Here is a 16,755-nt window from a genome sequence, read left to right on the forward strand (position 1 = left end):
TCCCTCCAGTGCGCTTGGAGGGACAGCTGAAACTCGCAGGCGGATGACTGAAACGATCATTTTACACATCGGAAACCCAGCCAAAAATGCCAGTCATACAGTTGGAACCAGACGGCAATGGCCGCCCTCCGCTGAACGTGGAATTCATCCCGCGTCCCTCCTGACGGATCGGCTCTGACGGCAACTTACCGTTCTCTTCTTCGCATCACGAAAGGGGTTTCCCATGGATTCGGGAAATGTCGCTTGGATTTTGGCCAGCTCCGCGCTGGTCTGCATGATGATCCCCGCCCTGGCCCTGTTTTACGGGGGCATGGTGGGCTCACGCCGCATCCTCAACATGATGATGATGTGCTTTGGCGGCGCCAGCCTGGTGGCCGTCCTCTGGGCGCTGTTCGGCTACTCCATGGCTTTTGGAAACTCCGTGGGCGGCATGGGTCTCATCGGGGACGTCACCGAGTTCCCCGGCATGGCGCAGCTGCTCCCGGCGGATGACGGGGCGTCCATCCCGGTGATCCTCTTCGCCGCCTTCCAGTTGTTCTTCGCGTGCGTCACCACGGCACTGGTTGCCGGAGCCGCGGCCGGCCGCATGAAGTTCGGCGCCTGGATGCTGTTCGCGGGCATCTGGGCCACGATCGTCTACTTCCCCATCGCGCACTGGGTGTTCGCCTTCTCTTCGGCTGACGGCAGCACCGTGGGCGGCTGGATCGCCAGCGGCATTAAGGCCATCGACTTCGCCGGCGGCACGGCGGTGCACATGAACGCCGGCGCTGCCGCCCTGGCCCTGGCGCTGGTCCTGGGCAAGAGCTCCGGCTGGCCCAAGGTGGAACACGCCAAACCGCACAGCCGCCCGCTGGTGCTGGTGGGCGCAGGCCTGCTGTGGGTGGGCTGGTTTGGCTTCAACGCCGGCTCCGCGCTTTCCGCCGGCCAGTCGGCGTCGGTGGTTTTCCTGAACACCGCTGTTGCTGCTTCCGCCGGCCTCCTGGCTTGGGCCCTGGTTGAGCGGATCCGCCACGGAGCGGCCACCAGCATGGGCGCCGCTTCCGGTCTGATCTCGGCGCTCGTTGCGATCACCCCCGCCTGTGGTGCCGTCAGCCCGCTCGGCGCTGTGGCCATCGGCGCGATCGCCGGGGCCGTGTGCTCGCTCGCCATTGAGCTGAAGTTCCGCCTCGGTTTCGACGATTCACTTGACGTGGTGGGTGTCCACCTCGTGGGCGGCATCCTCGGAACCCTGCTGATCGGCCTGTTTGCCACCGATGCCGCACCCAACGGTGTCAGCGGCCTGTTCTACGGCGGAGGCGTCGAACTGCTGGGAGTCCAGGCGCTGGCCACCGTCTCCGTCCTGGTTTACTCGTTTGGCATCACGTGGGTCCTGGCGAAGATCCTGGATAAGACGATCGGCCTGCGCATCAAGCCCGAAGACGAAATGCGCGGCATCGACCTGGCTGCCCACTCGGAGCTGGCGTACCTGACGGATGAAGATCCGGTGGAGCTTGGTTCGCCCCAGCGGGCCTAGCGTGCAGTAAAGAATTCCGGGTGGGGGCGCCCGGAATACTAGTCAGGCAGAGGGCCAGGCCTTGGACCGGTGCCAGCAGCAGCTGGCTTATAGTTCCAAGGTTTGGCCCTTTGCTGTGCCCGCTGTTTATCCCTCGCTGCAGACCAGGTTGCCGTCGCGGACCTCCAGTACCGCCGCCCGGACGTGGCTTAAGCGGGTTCGATGGTCCGGCGTCATGGTGCCGACGTCCTCGCCGTTCCAGTGCGGATGCGTGAAGTAGACCAGCAAGGCGCGTTCCCTGCCCTCCGCCCTCGGCGGGAGCGGGACCACGTCCGCGTGTCGGCCGACGACGGGCCTCCCGTTCACGGATTCCGGCGCCGTGAGGATGAGCCCGCCCAGGTGGTCCTGCCGGACCCAGCCGCCCGCGCCGTCTTCCGAGCGGTAGATGCCCTGGCCGCGCCATTCGTCCACGATCATCCAGAACGTTCCCCCGAGCCGGAAGACCTTGGGCCCTTCATGCGGGCGGCCCGGGATAGTGAGTCCTTCAAGCATCCACGACGACGGGTCCCCGGGTGTGTCGCTCACCGCGCTGTACGTATTTGATCCGCGGGCTTCGTCCTTGTACCAAAGCCGGTACCTGCCGTCCCCGCAGAGGGCGACTGCGGCGTCGATAACGCGTGGCGAGTCCAGGTCGATGGCGCCCAAGTACTCCCACGTGGCCAGGTCGCCGCTGGCGAACTGGACGATGGATGCGGTCCCGGTCCAGTCGGTCCGCACCCCGCCGAGCACGGTCAGGTACATGATCCACTGGTCGCCGATGCGTACGACGTCGGGGGCCCAGAGGGTGGCGGGCAGTTCAGTTTCGGGCGGGAGGAGTCCGTCCACTGTTCCGTGGTAGGTCCAGTTGAGTCCGGCGTCGGAGGACCTCGCAACCCCGATCGCGGTGCCGTGCACCCATTCGACGCCGGTCAACCCTGGTGCGGTGGCCCGGCGCTGGGTGTAGAACAGCACCCACTCGCCGGTGTGGTGGTCCGGGACCAGGATGGGATCGGTGGGGCCGTCCCAGACGGGGTCGCGGTACGGAATGCGGAAGGCATCCGGGCGCAGGAGGGGAGGGGCCGGCGGTGCGAAGGTCTGCTGGGCGGCCTGCTGCTGGGGCACAGTTTCTCCAACGTTGTAGTTTTGGTGCGTCCAGCTTACGCGATCGCTGCAGCTGCGAAGGGTTCCCCTTCTACTCCTGGAACAGGCCTGCCAGATCCTCGGCCGTGATGGCACCGCCGGCCAGGGCGTCGCCCTCCATCACATCGGCGAACAGCTGCGACTTGCGGGCCTTCAGCGCCATCACCTTTTCCTCGATGGTGTCCTTGGCCACGAGCCGGTAGACCATCACGTTCCGTGCCTGCCCGATCCGGTGCGTCCGGTCCACGGCCTGGGCCTCGGAGGCCGGGTTCCACCATGGGTCCAGCAGGAACACGTAATCGGCTTCCGTGAGGTTGAGGCCAAAACCACCGGCCTTCAGCGAGATCAGGAACACCGGCGCGCTGCCGTTCTTGAACTCGCTGACCACGTCGGCGCGGTTGCGGGTACCGCCGTCGAGGTAGCAGTACTCGATCTTCTCCTCGTCCAGCCGCTCGCGGACCTTTCCCAGGAACCCGGTGAACTGGCTGAAGATCAGGGCCCGGTGCCCCTCCGCCACCAGGTCCTCCAGCTGCTCGAACAACACGTCCAGCTTGCTGGACCGGACCGACGTCAGTGCCGGATCCACGAGCGAGGCGTCCAGGCTGAGCTGCCGCAGCAGGGTCAGCGACTGGAAGATGGTGAACCGGTTCTTGTTGACGTCCTCAATCAGCCCCAGGATCTTTTGCCGTTCCCGCTGCAGGTGGGTCTGGTACACCTTCTGGTGGCGCGGGTTCAGCACCACTTCGAGAATCTGCTCCTGCTTGGGCGGCAGGTCCTTGATGACCTGGTCCTTGGTGCGGCGCATCATCAGCGGACGGACCCGACGGCGGAGCTTGTCCAGCTGCCCCTTGTCGCCGTTTTTCTCCACCGGCTTCTGGTAGTACTCGGCGAAGCGCTTGGGACTGGAAAACAGGCCGGGGGCCACGATCGAGGTGAGGGCCCAGAACTCCATCAGGTTGTTCTCCAGCGGCGTACCCGTGATGGCCAGCTTGAAGGCCGCCGGCAGTTTCCGGGCACACTGATAGGCCTTGGATTGGTGGTTCTTCACGAACTGGGCCTCGTCCAGCACCAGGCCCGCCCACTTTGTGGACGCGTAAGCCTCGTAATCAATCCGGAAGAGCGCGTAGGACGTGATCACGATGTCCGCGCCGGCGAGCGCCTCGGCCGGGACCTGGCTGCTCTTTGCGAAGGTCTCGCTGATGGCGTGGACCTTCAGGCCGGGCGCGAAGCGCGCGGCTTCCAGGGCCCAGTTGCCCACCACGCTGGTGGGGGCCACCACCAAGAAGGGAGCGCCGGCGTCGGGCGCTGAACCTGAGGTGCCGGGCCCGGAACTCTCCGCAACGGCGGGCAGGGCCAGTTCCTTCGCCGCGCACATCAGCGCGAGCGCCTGTACGGTCTTGCCCAGGCCCATATCGTCGGCGAGGATCCCGCCCAGGCTGTGCTTGTACAGGAAGCTGAGCCAGTTGAAGCCCTCCAGCTGGTAGGGCCGCAGCTCCGCGTTCAAGGTGGCCGGCAGTGGCAGGCCGTCCACGCCGCCTTCCAGCAAACCGCCCACCGCCGAGCGCCAGGCCGCAGCCTGCTCGTCCACGATCCCCAGCTGGGCAAGCTCGTCCCACAGGCCGGCCTGGAAGCGGCTGATCTGCAGCGGCGCATCCTTGTTGTCCTGCAGCGAGCGCGCCTCCTCGATCAGGGCGCGCAGCTGGTGCAGCTCGGGCAGGTCCAGGGAGAAGTAGGCGCCGCTGGGCAGCAGCATTTTGGTCTGGCCCGCGGCGAGCGCCGAGAACACGGCGGCGAAGGAGACCGGCTGGCCCTCCAGGGAAATCTGGATGCCGAGGTCGAACCAGTCGCGCTGCTCGGTGGCCTTGGTGGAAATGGAAACCACCGGCGCTTCTTCGGCCTCGCGGTAGTCGGCGATGTCGCCCACCGTGTCCACGTCCACATTGGGAGCCTCGCGCAGCCGGGGGAGCACCTCCTCGGTGAAGGCCAGCGTGTCCAGTCCCTTCAGCTCCACGGACGCAGCGAGCCGGGGGGTTCCCCAGCCGCCGGTGGCGGATTCACCCAGGGCCGGAACCACTTCCCACGGCCGGCCGACGCCTTCCAGGATGCGGGCCTCGGTGGTGTCGTCGCGGTAGCCATGGTCGCCGGGGTGCCGCCACAGCGGCTGGGCGGTGACGAGCTTTCCGGTTTTGTAGTGCCACTCCCAGTGCAGCCGGAGCCGGTGGTCGGCACCGTAGTTGGCGAGCAGCGAGAGTGTGGGGACGGCCAGTGCGGGCAGTGACACGGACTCGTCGCGGGCCGTGACCCGGGCGGTTTGCTTGAGCTTGGGATAGAAACCGGTGAGGAAGCGTGTCTCGTCTTTGGCGGGGATGTGAAGGGTGCTTCCGGCGGTGACAAACGCCAGTAGTTCCTCACTCAGGCCACCCTCAAGCGGTGCCAGCGTGATGATGCCGTCGGGGTCGGGGACTCCCGGCAGGGCGGCTTCGCCGGAGGTGAAGAAGATGCCATGCGCCGGCCGGCCGATGGTTCCCACGGCGGCCGGATCAACGTCCTCCCCCTCCACGGTGATGGTGGGCGCAAGCTCGAGGCCGCCGTCGGGCGCCTGCTCCCTGGGCGGGACACTCTGGCCCGCGGCGCGTTCGGCCCCGGGGTTTTCATCCAGCGGGCTTTCATTAACCGGAGTGCCGTACCGGCCCAGATTAAGGCCGACGGCGGCGGGGGACTCCGCGAGCCGCACCGGTTCGCCGCCCTTGGAGTGAACAAGGGCCAGGCCGATCTTCCCGGCGTCTGCCAGCAGGGTCCACAGGTTCTTTCCGGAATAGGTGTTCAGGCCCAGCCACAGGCCGGAGGAGTTCTGCATCCGGCTGGCCGAGGCGGAGTGGGCGGCCAGGAACTCCTGCATCCACTCCACATGCGAAACGTTGCATTCGCGGCGGAAGTTCAGGTAGCTCAGGGTGTTCCAGGAGACGTCGCCGCGGATCCACTTGCCCTTGGCTCCCATGATTACCGGGCGGGCCTTGAGCTGGCGGACGCTGCGGAGGGGGTCCCGCCGGCCTGTGTAGGAGAAGTGCGGCGCCGGCTCCTCAATCTCGAACTGGAGGGCCAGCGGGACCCCGCCGGTGGAGGGTGCGGTGCCGGGCTGGGAGATCAGGGGGCTGAGGGCCCTTTCCCAATCGGAAACGGCCGCGGAGGGCTCACGCGAGAGTTGGGTGGCGGGTGCGCCGCCCGGGGACAGCAGCTGGACGCGGGTGGCCGGGTTGTCCTCCGCTGCGAAGAGCAGTGCCGCCACGTGCTTGCAGTCCTTCCGGACCGGGCAGCTGCACACCCCCACCGTGCAGCTCCAGCCGCCACCCCTGCGGACCAGTTTGGCGGTGGTGGAGTAGGGCATGTCAGCGCCGCCGCGGACCTTGCCCAGCATGAGCCCGGTGGCGGGATCGAAGGAGATGCCCGAAACACGGCTGCCCATGGCGTAGGCCAGCCCGGCCGCCAGGGAACGGTCGTTGATGGCGGGGGTCTGTATTGCCAGTGCCGAGCTTTCGTCCGGGTGGGATGGAATGGCGCGCGCTACTTTCAACAGGCCGCGGCGGGGCCGGGCCGGTGGTTGGTTATCTGATCCATCTTAGTTCGCCGGCGGGATTCAAAAGCCCCGGAAACTTCGCCGGACGTTCATTTCCTCCTCAACGCTGCGGGTACCCGGCGCACGTAGCGTGAAAAGCGTTCGAGCAGCACCCGCAAGAGCAGTGAGGATTGCCATGACCACCAGCCAGCAGCCCGTCGTCCTGACCAGCAGCAGCATCGCATCAAACGACGAGGACGTCGTCGAAGCCAATGTCAGCGTTGTCGATGCCATGCACACCGCCCTGCTTCGCACCGAGGAGATGTCGCCCGTTGCAGTCCGCAGCTACTACGTGGACTTCTACCTCACGCAGGCACTTGAGGGTGGGTTCGCGCAGTACGTGTTCACCGCCGTCGACCGCTCCGAAACGGACACGCTGATCCGTGAAGGCATGGCGGGAATGGGCGCCACTGCGCACCTGGACCTCTTCAACCGCGCCGTGGAGGCGTTCGATGACCTGTCTGAGGAAGACGAGGAGCACTACCTCGACGGCGGCCTGGACGACACCGCGGAAACACCCGACGGCGTCCTCCGGATGGAGGAGCTTGACGGCGAGTTCGAGGAGCTGCTGGAGAGTGAAAACATCACGGCCCTCAACGCGGCGTGGCTGCGCGGCCAGGCCGAACTGCTGGTGCTGGACGACGAGGAGATCGGCGCGCACATCGAGCGCCTCGTTGCCCAGATCCCGGACCTGCCGGAGCGCCTGGCGCAGGCCGAGGCTGAAGCGCTGGAGGATGCCCCGGACTTCGAGATCATCATCCGTGAACTCTGCAGCATCGCCGGGTATGAACTCATCAAAATCACCATGGGCGATCCCAATTACCTGCACGACGGCGAAAAGATCCTCGCCTGGCACTTCTCCACGGACCATGGCGACTTCCTTATGGTGGAGGAGGACGACGAGGCCTTTATGATCAACCCCGAAACGCAGGAGATCGTGGCGGCGGTGGAGTTCGAGGAGGCCGACGCGGAGATGGTCGAAGCCTAGGCGGGCAGGCGGGGCGTCATGCAGGGTGGCCCGCTGGCCTTTTTCTCATTGAGGGCTGTCAGCTGTTCTGGTCCAGGGCAGCCGCCAGGATTTCCAGCAGTTCGTCGTCCACCTGGTCCTCGGAGGTGAGGCGCACCCGGCGGGTGAACGGATCACCCGGCCGGGTCTTGACCGCCTCTATCCTGGGTGCCGCGGGGGCGTCGGGCGTAGAACCACCGGGCTCACCGGTCCCAAGCCGGAGTGTCACGTCCACGGCGTTGTTGGTGGTCCTGGTGACCTGGGCGAACTTCCGCCGCCGGCTGTGCAGGGACACGTAGCCTTTCCGCATCTGGATTCCCACGCCTTCGGTGGCGGAAGCCCACGCCAGGAGCGCATCAGCGATGGGCCTCAGATGCGGATGGTTCGCGTACTGGCCGTCGATCAGTTCGTCGGCATCACGAAGCATAAAGTCCGGGTAACCGAACATTTCCCAGGACACCGCATACTGGGCGTACCCGGTCACTCCGAATTCGTCGCGCATCCAGCGGCGCAGCCCGCCGTCGTTTTGGATGCCGGCGGCCCGGGCCTTCTCAGCCCAATACGCGGTGTCCTGCCCGGTCTTCCGCACCAGGAGGGCCTTATTGTTGTCCACCATCAGCTGCCAGGTGCCGGCTTTCTTCTGCGGCGCCAGTGCCGGCTCGGGGTTTGTAGGCATGCCTCGATCGTAATGCCGGACGGGCCTCCCGATGGCGCCGCCGTCCCTGCCGCAGATCGCCTCGAAAAAAAGATTCTTCGCGCCCGTAACCTTTCCGCCGTCCCCGGCGATGTAGGAGGTGATGGGCCCGTCCCCCAGGCCCGAACTGAACATGTTGCCTAGGTTTTGGAGAGTTTTATGTCGTTGTTCACCGTTCTCGCCACCAGCAAAGTCGCCGCCGGAGTACTGGCAGCCGGCACCATAGCCGTCGGCGGAACCGGGGCAGCTGCCGTTACCGGCGTCCTCCCCGCCGAAGCTCAGCAGACCGCGCATGATGTCTTCGGCGCACCGGCACCGAACCTCGCAGCAGAAGCTGCCGGTGAAGGCCAGGGCACCGCGGATTCGGCCGCAGACGCAGCAGCCAACGCCGCCACCGATGCAGACGCAGAAGCCTCCGCAGACGCCACCGTTTCTGACGAAAACGTCGCTGCCCAGGCCTCGGGGTCCGCTGCGGCAGGCACCGCCGTTGATGCAGCCGGGGCAGCATCGCTCGGCCTGTGCACCGCCTTCGCCAACGGCGGCCTGACCGCCTCCTCCGAAGGCTTCTCCTCACTCGCCATTGCCGCCCAGGGCGAAGCAAACATCGACAGCTTCTGCACCGACGTCGTGGCCCAGGCCGATGCCGCCGCTACGGTCGGCGCTGAGGCAGCCGGCTCCGCCGCTGTAGACGTGGAGCGTCCTGAGCTGCCTGCTGTTCCGGCAGTCCCCGCTGTCCCCGCTGTCGACGGCGAGCCTGAAGTTCCCGCCGTACCTGCAGTTCCCGCTGTCCCCGCCGGCGCCGGCAACGTCGCAGACGCAGCCTCCGTTTCGGTCCGCTAGGCACGCTTAGCTAGTGTGTACTGCGGGAAACGGGCCAGATTCCCTTTCCCGCAGTACGGCAGTGCCGATCTTTACGATCACCGCCCGCACCACTGGAACAGACCGGAATACCGTCCGGAGAAGCAGCCAGGGGCCGTCGGGGCAGTGCGGGCCGGACCCGTGAACCGCAGCGTAAACCGGGACGGGCATTGCCTGTCCCGGGATGGAGGAGCCGCTGGTGCTTGACACTTTGGCCCAAGAAGATATCGACATATTCGACGCCGCCGGCACCGACCCGGCAGCGCTCTTCGGCGTTGCTTACAGGACCTTCGCCGGACCGGTACTGGGCTATCTCAAAGCACGTGGCGTGGACGATCCCGAAGCGGTCACCCAGGACGTGTTCCTGGCTTTCTTTCCCAGGATCAACGGCCTCAGCGGGGGTCTTCAGGGCGCAAAGTCATTGCTCTTCTCCATCGCCCATGCCCGGATGGTGGACCACTACCGGCGGCTCGAACGCAGGCCCCAGCTGACTCCTTACGACCCGCAGGAGGACAGCCGCAGCACACCCAGCGCGGAAGATCACGCCGTGGAATTCAACGGCGGGGCCGAAGCACTGCTGGCGGGGCTCAGTGACGAACACCAGGAAGTACTGGCCCTGCGTGTCGTGGCCGACCTGTCCATCGAACAGGTGGCCGCAATTATGGGCAAAAGCGAGGGAGCCATTAAGCAGCTTCAACGCAGGGCCCTTCACAATCTCAAGGCACAGACGCTCTCAAGAAACCAGGCAAACCATGAGTGACACCGCAAGATCCCGCGCCGGCGCGGCAGTGGACCAGCTGCTGCTGGAAGCAGACCTGGGCGGCGACAGCCAGCTCCGTCCCGTCCTCCTGGAGCTCCAGGCCCTGGGCACGGCCGCGCCGGAACCTTCTGCCGGGCTGCTGGCACTCATGGCCGGCGCCCCTGTTGCTGAAACACCATCGGCCCCCGCCGTGGCGGCAGCACCGGGCGCTCCTGTTGACGAACTCGCAGCCCGCCGCAGGGCAAGGCGCCGCACAGTCCTCACCACTTTGTCCGTCGCGGTATCACTCGGTGCAGGTGGTGCGGTTGCCGCTGCATCAGACCAGGGCATCCGGGAGTCGTTCACCCAGCTCAACCAGGCGGTTACGTCCTTCATCACCGGTTCAGCCGGAGTTCCTGCCGACGACCAGGCGGGGCAGCCCGCGGCACCCGTGCCCGCAGCCCCCGCAGGCACAGCCCCGGCCGCCACCCCCTCAGCAGACCCGGCGTCTATCCCTGCCGACCCAGCCGCAGCGCACCCTGCGGTTGAGCCGCCGTCGGACAGTCCTGCTGCGACCGCCCCCAGCGGCCAGCGAACTTCCCCGGGACAGCCCGGGGAAGTTCCCGCTTCAGAAACCCTGCCCGGGGCAGTCCCTGGGCAGATCGCCGATGGCCTGGGCAAGCAACCGGAGGTGCCGCTCCCCTCGCAGGTTCCCCTGCCGGGGACGCTGCCGGCCGTCCCGCTTCCCTGACGTCCGGGCGCCCGCCGCGGGCCACTGGGCCAGGTGATTCCGGTCAGTAGCCTGAGGCGGCCATCTTCTTGATCATTTCGCCGGACGGATCCGCAAGGTACCAGACATCGTTGACGCCTTGGCCCAGCACGTCGCCCGGTTTGGTGTCTTTCGCGAAGTAGTACAGCGGCAGGCCGTTCAGGGTTACCTGCTTGGCGCCTTCCGGCGTGGGGATGGTGCCGACGGTCCCGGTGACCCCTTCGACCTTCGGCTTATCAGAGGTGGTGGTGAGCGGCGGCCAGGCAGTCAGGCATCCGCCCGTGCAGGCGCTGGTGCCCGAGTCCTTCACGTCCTTGGTGAAGAAATAGAGGCTCATGCCTTTGGAGTCCACCACGATCGTGCCCGCGCTGGAGGACGCTGTCTTGAGGTCAACGCCTGCACTCGCCGTTGATGTTGCGGGCGGCGATACCGAGCCGGCGGGGGCGGTTGCCGAAGCCGCAGGTGCACCTCCCGTGACAGCCGGACTGCTGGCCGCAGGAGTGGTTCCGCTGCCGCCCGCGCACCCGGTAAGGGCCGCCGACAGGGCCAGGATTGCAAGGCCTGCCCCCAACACACGCTGTTTCATGGTCGCTCCTTTGGTGGTGCCCGGCGCCGATCGCCGGACGCTAACCAGTACGACGCCGCAGGGTGAAGAATGGTTCAGGATGAACCAAATCCCGGCTGCCGGCGTCGTATCAGCCGGGAAGCGCGGAATAGCCGTGCCGGAGGCTGGGACGGGAGGTCCACCGAATGCCGCTTGATGATGACGTGGTGGAGTCCATCTACCGCGAACACGGCCCGGCCCTCCGCCGCTTTGTGCTCAGCGCCTCCCGTGATCCACAGCTTGCCGAAGACGTGGTCCAGGAAACCGTGCTCCGGGTATGGCAGCACGCACCCGAGCTGACCGGCAGCCTTCGCAGCTATCTGTTCCGTACCGCGAGGAATATCATGATCGACAATTACCGCCGTGCCCAACGCCGCCCCGCGGAGGCGCTGGACGACGGGCTCAGCGGTCATGCCGAAGCCGTGGAGCGAGTGGACGAACTGTTGAACCGGGTACTGATAGAGGAGGCGCTGCTCCGCCTCAGCACCGAGCACCGGGACGTCCTGGTGGCCCTGCACTACCGCCGCTTCACCGTGAACGAGGCGGCCCTGCAGCTGAACATCCCGAGCGGAACGGTGAAATCCCGCGCCTATTACGCGGTGCGGGCCCTGCGGACCATCCTGGATGAAATGGGGGTGGAATGGTGAACGCTTCCGGGCTGCACCAACTGCTGGGCGCCTACCTGCTGGGCGGGTTGGATGCCGTTGACCATAAGAGTTTCGAAGGCCACCTTCAGGAGTGCCCGCAGTGCCGGGAGGAACTGGCCCGGCTGGAGACGGTGCCCATGCTGCTGGACGCCGTTCCGGTGCCGGACGCCGTGGCGCTCACCGGGGGTCCTTCCGCGGCGGTTGCCGAGCCGTCGGCCACGGCCCCGGTGGCCCTCCTCTCCGAACTGGCGCGCCGTCGTCGTAACGGACGACGGCGGTGGGCGGCGCTGGCAGGTGCCGTCGCCGCTGCCTGCCTCGCCGTAGGACTGGCCGTGGGTCCGCTCCTGGGCCGGGCACCGCAGCCGGACGCCAGCTACTCGGTCCAGTCGGGCGGCGGACTGCAGTTCAGCATCGACCTCGCCCGCAAAACCTGGGGGACAGAGTTGGCGGTGAACGGCAGCAGCCTTCCCTCCGACGGCACATTGTCGCTCTGGGTCAGGGACCGGGCCGGCGGGGAGGACCGCGCGTGCGCCTGGACCGCCACCCCCAGCGGCCGTGTGAAGGTCACGGGGGCAACACCCATCCAGCTGGGCAGCATCTCCAGCGTGGAATTGCGGGACGGAACCCAGCAGGCGGTTGCCGTGATCACCGTGCCCTGATCGCTGTTGTGATCGCTGTGGCCTGATCCGTGTGCGGCTATGCCTGCTGTGAACCAATAGTGCCGGGGGCTACTCCTGCTTTCCGGGCGCGTCGCCTGCTTGCAGCTTCCGGAACTCGGCCACCAGGGCGGGATTTTCGCAGGCGCGGGCGAATGCTTCAATCCGTTTCTCGATTTCCCGCCCCAGCAGCCAGGCGCCGATCCGTTCCATGCCGGGCCGCAGCAGTGCCGGGCGGCAGGAAAAGGTGTACTTCCAGACGGCATGCGTGCCGCCGTCGTCCGCTGTGAACCTCCAGCCGCCGCCGAAGTTTTCAAAGAACCAGGGGCCGGACACCATGGTCATGCCAACGTTCCGGGGCGGGGCGTAGGAGACGTACTCGCTGACCATGGTGAGGCCAAGGCGCGAGCGGGTGCGGGTCTGTACGCCCTTGGCCGCGCTGGCAGCACCGTCCAGGAAATGTTGTTCGGAGATGAAGGGATCCCAGCCAAGCCGGAAGCTGCCGGTGGTCTGGGAGAAGGCGAAAGCGGTGTCCGGGTCGATGCGGATGAAGCGTTCGGCGCGTACCTGGGGCATGGTCCAACCCTATGTGTTCACACCGTGGGCCGCCGGTACCGGACCCGCAGTCCACACCGTGGCCGGCGCTAGTGGACCATCTTCGCCAGGCGCGCCCGGACTATGGAATACGCCCCGTAGCAGATCAGTCCCGCGCCGACGGCAGCCAGGATATAGAGCCCTAACGGCTGGTCACGCAGTGCGCGCAGGGCGCCGTCCAAGCCCGTGGACTCCTCGGGGTGTGCCTCGATGGCGGCGATGGCAATGAGCAGGCCGGTCAGCAGCAGCACGGTGCCCTTGGCAACGTACCCGGTCACGCCCAGTCCGGTGACGGCCTTCCTGGCCGCGGGGGACGGGGGCATCGCCAACTGCTTCTCGAACGATCTCCTGATTCCGCGGACGCCGTAGGCCACCCCGGTCACGGCAATGCCGGCGCCGAGCAGGACCAGCAGCGCCACGCCGCCCGGAGCCTTCATCAGCGCGGCGGTGAAGTCGCTTGCCGTCTGCTGGTTGTCCCCGCTGGAGCCCGTGCCGCGGGCGAAGGACATCAGTGTCAGGGCGAGACCCGCGTACACGAGGGCCTGCGCCGCCGCCTTGGCCTTTTTCCCCACCTTTTCCTTGGTTTGCAGGTGGTTGTAGTCGAAAATGGCATCGCTGGCCTGCCACAGTGCGAGGGCGGCGCAGGCGGCGAAGCTGGCCCATAAGAGGAAGGGCCCGGCGGGCTGGGTGGCCAGTTCGGCCACGGCGCCGCTGAAATCGGCATTTCCTGTGCCGCCCATGGCCAGCCGGATGGCGATGGCCCCCACCAGCAGATGCAGGATGCCGCTGGCAGCAAAGCCCGCCCTGGCCAACAGCTCCAAGGTGCGGGAGTTGGTGACATTCTCCGCCGCGTCCGCGGCCTGCTTCAGTTCTCTTTTGATGACTGTTCCTTTGTACCGGCGCCCCAGGCGCGAACGGTGCGTGCCCCGCACACCGTCATCGTGCCATGCGCAGGCCGTTCAGGCCCAGCCAGCGGGAGAACTATGTGGAATAGCGTGTCAAAACATGTGGTTTGGGGTCTGCACCAGCCCGGCAAAGTTTCCGCTGTTGGGTTACCGGCGGCGGTAGCAGAGGTCGAAAATCAGCCGCCCGGCTTCATGGGCCTTGGCCTCGAAGCTGGTCCGGATCCGGCCCTCGAAGCGCGGCGCCCAGCCGCCCGTCTCATCGACGCCCTCGTTGGGCCCGGTGTGTTCGGTACTGACCGGTGCGCGGCCTTCCCGGACCGGCGCTCCGCCCACCACTGATTCCACGCCTGATTGCCACACCTGGGTCAGTGGGCTTTCGGGTCCGCGCCGCTCGCCGGTGTGCAGGTTCTCGAAGTCCTTCGATTCCGCCAGGACGTCGCGGACGTGGACGGCGTAGTTGGACCAGTCAGTGGCAATCCGCCAAAGCCCGCCCTTTTTCAGCGCGCGCGCGGCGAGGTCCGCGAACTCCGGCTGGATGAGGCGCCGTTTGTGGTGCCGTGACTTGTGCCAGGGGTCCGGGAAAAAGACCCACAATTCGCTGACTGAACCTTCCGGAAGCATGGTGGCCAACACTTCCGGAGCATTGGCCTCAACAACCCGCACGTTGCTCAAACCGCGGCTGTTGATTTTGATGAGGGTGTTTGCGAGTCCCGGGGTGTATACCTCCACGGCGAGGAAGTCTGTATCAGGGTTCTGCTCGGCGGCGTGGCAAATGGCATCGCCAAGGCCGGAACCGATTTCGACGACGAGGGGTGCTTTGCGGCCGAATTCCGACTCGGCATCGAACGTGTAGTCCGGGTGGACGGAGGTGTTGGCTACATGGCGGGGGACGTTCACGGCCCAGCGCTCGGCATGCAGTTCCCAGGCCGCCTGCCGGCGTCCCTGAAGACGGGTTCCGCGGCGGACGAAGCTGACTGGCCGGCCGCCGTACGTGCCGTAGGAAGCCTGCGTGCCGGGGGTCACCGGCCTCGGGACATGCTGCGGCTGGGGGGTTTCTGGGGATTCGCTCATCCCTTCCAGAATACCGGCGGCCAGAGGGCGGCATCATATGTTCCTGAGTTGGTCCAGTGCAGGCCCCAAAGCCAGCGCAAAGACCAGGCCCGAGATGCATAAGGCAAATGCTGCCGATGACCGGGCGGGCGATGTGTCGGGGGAGTTCCTAATGACCGAAATTGCCAGCGCCAGGGACGGCAAAGCAAACAGGAGGGGCAGGCTGAAGAACACCATAGGCGCCACCCAAGGCGTGGGGGACGGGCCGTCGGATGGATAAGTGCCGAGCATGGCAAACATCGCAAGTGGAGCAGTGATGATCATGCTGATTATGGCAAGGACCGCCATCGTCAGGCTGTGCGTTGCTTTGCGCTCGGCTCCCCCTTCCCGGGCTCCCGGTCCGGGGGGAGCTTCGGGCGGTTTTGTCTCATCTACTGGCCGGTTCGCATCTGCTGACGGAGTGCCCATGGTTCTCCTCTGATAGGGCCGAGCGACGCTGCTGCACTCGGCGGCTGTGTTGTCCAACCTATGGAGGGGGTGAGCTGCGCAGTAGGCGCCAGTTGTCCTATGTGGATAACTTCGTCCCCCGGCCGTCCTGCAAGAATGGGCAGGTGACGGAAGCTACAGACGCGGCGGCCAAAAAGCGGCGGTCCGGGGATCGGGTGCCGAGGCCCCAGCAGGCAAATCAGGCCCGGCCGGACACCCTGGTGGATGCCGGGATCGATGAACTGCCGGCGCCGGAACCAACCCGGACAGGAAGCAGAAGGGCCCTGGTCTATCTGGGCCTGTGCCTGGTTCTGATCGGGCTGAACCTGCGGACCGTCTTCTCCAGCTTCTCGGCCGTGCTTCCCGAGATCACGTCCCAGGCGGCCTTGCCCGGGTGGGCCGTTGTAGTCCTGACCACTGTTCCGGTGACGCTGCTGGGCCTGTTTGCGCCCCTTGCCCCGGTCCTGGCGCGACGCTTCGGCGCCGAGCGTGTCCTCCTCGGAGCCATGGCTGTCCTGACGGCAGGGCTTCTGCTCCGCCCGGCCGGGCCACCGCACCTGCCCGCCCTGGTGGCCGGAACTGCTGCCTGCGGCGCAGCGATCGCCCTGTGCAATGTGCTCCTGCCCGGGCTCGTCAAACGCGACTTTCCCCATCGGCTTGGCCTGATGGGCGGGCTCTACACCACAGCCATCTGCGCCTCTGCCGCCCTCGGAGCCGGCTTCACCTACCCCGTCTACGCGGCGACGGGGGAGTGGACCCGGGCGCTGTGGTTCTGGGCGCTGCCAGCCGCCGTCGTCCTTTTCCTGTTCCTTCCCATCGCTGCCAGGCAGCGTGCCGTGCGGCACCAGATGGTGAAGGACGGCGTGAACGTGTGGCGCTCGCCGGTGGCGTGGCAGGTCACCGTCTTTATGGTGCTGCAGGCGATGATGTCCTTCAGCGTGTTCGCCTGGCTGGCGCCTATCCTGCGTGAGCGGGGCGTGGACGGGGGCACGGCGGGGCTGATCGTGTCGGTGAGTATCGTGCTGCAGATGCTTGGCTCGCTCTTTGCGCCGGCGCTTGCGGCGAGGTTTCGGGACCAGCGCGCCATCAATACTGTGGTGGCGCTGATGACCGGCGGCGGCTTCGCGCTGAGCATCTTCGGTCCGCTTGAGTTGATCTGGGTATGGGCAGGACTTTTGGGACTGGGCCAGGGGAGCCTTACGGCGGTGGCGCTGACCATGATCATGCTGCGCACCCGCGACGGGCACACGGCAGCCCATCTTTCGGGGATGATGCAGGGCGTTGGCTACGGCCTGGGGTCAACGGCAACCCTGATGGTGGGCCAGCTGCACCAGGCTACAGGATCGTTCACCCCCGCCGGTGTCCTCTTCCTGGTGGTAGGGCTGCTCGCGGCCGTGTTCGGCTACCGGGCCGGACGGAACCGCTTCGTCGGTGACCCAACTGGGTAGCAGCAAGTGTCGTTA

Annotated in this window: 15 protein-coding genes; 8 read left to right on the forward strand and 7 right to left on the reverse strand. The window is 66.6% G+C overall.

Going from position 1 to position 16,755, the window contains the following annotated elements:
* Nucleotides 1–223: 223 nt before the first annotated feature.
* The gene (locus QF038_RS00865) at nucleotides 224–1,513 is read left to right on the forward strand and encodes an ammonium transporter (RefSeq protein ID WP_307607823.1); all 1,290 of its coding nucleotides are present in this window, start codon (nucleotides 224–226) and stop codon (nucleotides 1,511–1,513) included.
* 126 nt (nucleotides 1,514–1,639) lie between these two features.
* On the opposite strand, the gene QF038_RS00870 is transcribed toward QF038_RS00865, so the two are convergent.
* Together QF038_RS00870 and QF038_RS00875 are read right to left on the reverse strand one after the other, a co-directional pair.
* On the reverse strand, nucleotides 1,640–2,653 hold the full coding sequence (locus QF038_RS00870) for a glycoside hydrolase (RefSeq protein ID WP_307607825.1): 1,014 nt from the start codon (nucleotides 2,651–2,653) through the stop codon (nucleotides 1,640–1,642).
* Nucleotides 2,654–2,723: 70 nt separating this feature from the next.
* Complete coding sequence (locus QF038_RS00875) at nucleotides 2,724–6,224, reverse strand: DEAD/DEAH box helicase (RefSeq protein ID WP_307613369.1); 3,501 nt, start codon at nucleotides 6,222–6,224, stop codon at nucleotides 2,724–2,726.
* A 196-nt stretch (nucleotides 6,225–6,420) separates the two neighbouring features.
* Between QF038_RS00875 and QF038_RS00880 the strand changes: the two genes are divergently transcribed.
* Complete coding sequence (locus tag QF038_RS00880) at nucleotides 6,421–7,272, forward strand: hypothetical protein (protein ID WP_307607827.1); 852 nt, start codon at nucleotides 6,421–6,423, stop codon at nucleotides 7,270–7,272.
* 58 nt (nucleotides 7,273–7,330) lie between these two features.
* Here QF038_RS00880 and QF038_RS00885 read toward each other — a convergent pair whose 3' ends face one another.
* Nucleotides 7,331–8,119 (reverse strand): DUF5655 domain-containing protein, encoded by a 789-nt coding sequence (locus tag QF038_RS00885; RefSeq protein WP_307607829.1) that lies wholly within the window; start codon nucleotides 8,117–8,119, stop codon nucleotides 7,331–7,333.
* A gap of 24 nt (nucleotides 8,120–8,143) precedes the next feature.
* On the opposite strand from QF038_RS00885, the gene QF038_RS00890 reads away from it, so the two are divergent.
* The 3 genes from QF038_RS00890 to QF038_RS00900 all read left to right on the forward strand — a co-directional run bounded on the left by QF038_RS00890 (nucleotide 8,144) and on the right by QF038_RS00900 (nucleotide 10,332).
* Complete coding sequence (locus QF038_RS00890; protein ID WP_307607831.1) at nucleotides 8,144–8,824, forward strand: protein tyrosine phosphatase; 681 nt, start codon at nucleotides 8,144–8,146, stop codon at nucleotides 8,822–8,824.
* A 202-nt stretch (nucleotides 8,825–9,026) separates the two neighbouring features.
* Nucleotides 9,027–9,602: an RNA polymerase sigma factor gene (locus QF038_RS00895; protein WP_307607833.1), complete on the forward strand. Its 576-nt coding sequence runs from the start codon at nucleotides 9,027–9,029 to the stop codon at nucleotides 9,600–9,602.
* The gene (locus tag QF038_RS00900; RefSeq protein WP_307607835.1) at nucleotides 9,595–10,332 is read left to right on the forward strand and encodes a hypothetical protein; all 738 of its coding nucleotides are present in this window, start codon (nucleotides 9,595–9,597) and stop codon (nucleotides 10,330–10,332) included. The genes QF038_RS00895 and QF038_RS00900 overlap by 8 nt, the downstream gene beginning before the upstream one ends.
* Before the next feature lie 43 nt (nucleotides 10,333–10,375).
* On the opposite strand, the gene QF038_RS00905 is transcribed toward QF038_RS00900, so the two are convergent.
* Entirely contained in the window at nucleotides 10,376–10,936 is a 561-nt protein-coding gene (locus QF038_RS00905) for a hypothetical protein (RefSeq protein WP_307607837.1), read from the reverse strand.
* A gap of 164 nt (nucleotides 10,937–11,100) precedes the next feature.
* Between QF038_RS00905 and QF038_RS00910 the strand changes: the two genes are divergently transcribed.
* Together QF038_RS00910 and QF038_RS00915 are read left to right on the forward strand one after the other, a co-directional pair.
* Nucleotides 11,101–11,601, forward strand: coding sequence for a sigma-70 family RNA polymerase sigma factor (locus tag QF038_RS00910; RefSeq protein WP_307607839.1), 501 nt, complete (start codon nucleotides 11,101–11,103; stop codon nucleotides 11,599–11,601).
* Nucleotides 11,598–12,260: a zf-HC2 domain-containing protein gene (locus QF038_RS00915; RefSeq protein WP_307613370.1), complete on the forward strand. Its 663-nt coding sequence runs from the start codon at nucleotides 11,598–11,600 to the stop codon at nucleotides 12,258–12,260. The genes QF038_RS00910 and QF038_RS00915 overlap by 4 nt, the downstream gene beginning before the upstream one ends.
* A 69-nt stretch (nucleotides 12,261–12,329) precedes the next feature.
* On the opposite strand, the gene QF038_RS00920 is transcribed toward QF038_RS00915, so the two are convergent.
* The 3 genes from QF038_RS00920 to trmB all read right to left on the reverse strand — a co-directional run bounded on the left by QF038_RS00920 (nucleotide 12,330) and on the right by trmB (nucleotide 14,827).
* A complete protein-coding gene (locus QF038_RS00920; protein WP_307607841.1) occupies nucleotides 12,330–12,833 on the reverse strand; it encodes an SRPBCC family protein in 504 nt (167 codons plus the stop codon).
* A gap of 68 nt (nucleotides 12,834–12,901) precedes the next feature.
* Entirely contained in the window at nucleotides 12,902–13,720 is an 819-nt protein-coding gene (locus QF038_RS00925) for a DUF1206 domain-containing protein (RefSeq protein WP_307613371.1), read from the reverse strand.
* Nucleotides 13,721–13,903: 183 nt separating this feature from the next.
* Nucleotides 13,904–14,827 (reverse strand): tRNA (guanosine(46)-N7)-methyltransferase TrmB, encoded by a 924-nt coding sequence (gene trmB, locus QF038_RS00930; protein ID WP_307607843.1) that lies wholly within the window; start codon nucleotides 14,825–14,827, stop codon nucleotides 13,904–13,906.
* 590 nt (nucleotides 14,828–15,417) lie between these two features.
* Here trmB and QF038_RS00935 point away from each other — a divergent pair.
* Nucleotides 15,418–16,740: an MFS transporter gene (locus tag QF038_RS00935; RefSeq protein WP_307607845.1), complete on the forward strand. Its 1,323-nt coding sequence runs from the start codon at nucleotides 15,418–15,420 to the stop codon at nucleotides 16,738–16,740.
* Nucleotides 16,741–16,755 lie beyond the last annotated feature (15 nt).

It is taken from the genome of Pseudarthrobacter sp. W1I19 (assembly GCF_030817835.1).
Taxonomy (GTDB): domain Bacteria; phylum Actinomycetota; class Actinomycetes; order Actinomycetales; family Micrococcaceae; genus Arthrobacter.

What these genes read in the sequence shown, in the direction of transcription:
- QF038_RS00865 (WP_307607823.1), top strand. Translation starts at nt 224, where the DNA reads ATGGATTCGGGAAATGTCGCTTGGATTTTGGCCAGCTCCGCGCTGGTC.
- QF038_RS00880 (WP_307607827.1), top strand. Translation starts at nt 6,421, where the DNA reads ATGACCACCAGCCAGCAGCCCGTCGTCCTGACCAGCAGCAGCATCGCA.
- QF038_RS00885 (WP_307607829.1), bottom strand. Translation starts at nt 8,119, where the DNA reads ATGTTCAGTTCGGGCCTGGGGGACGGGCCCATCACCTCCTACATCGCC.
- QF038_RS00890 (WP_307607831.1), top strand. Translation starts at nt 8,144, where the DNA reads ATGTCGTTGTTCACCGTTCTCGCCACCAGCAAAGTCGCCGCCGGAGTA.
- QF038_RS00895 (WP_307607833.1), top strand. Translation starts at nt 9,027, where the DNA reads ATGGAGGAGCCGCTGGTGCTTGACACTTTGGCCCAAGAAGATATCGAC.
- QF038_RS00900 (WP_307607835.1), top strand. Translation starts at nt 9,595, where the DNA reads ATGAGTGACACCGCAAGATCCCGCGCCGGCGCGGCAGTGGACCAGCTG.
- QF038_RS00905 (WP_307607837.1), bottom strand. Translation starts at nt 10,936, where the DNA reads ATGAAACAGCGTGTGTTGGGGGCAGGCCTTGCAATCCTGGCCCTGTCG.
- QF038_RS00910 (WP_307607839.1), top strand. Translation starts at nt 11,101, where the DNA reads ATGCCGCTTGATGATGACGTGGTGGAGTCCATCTACCGCGAACACGGC.
- QF038_RS00920 (WP_307607841.1), bottom strand. Translation starts at nt 12,833, where the DNA reads ATGCCCCAGGTACGCGCCGAACGCTTCATCCGCATCGACCCGGACACC.
- trmB (WP_307607843.1), bottom strand. Translation starts at nt 14,827, where the DNA reads ATGAGCGAATCCCCAGAAACCCCCCAGCCGCAGCATGTCCCGAGGCCG.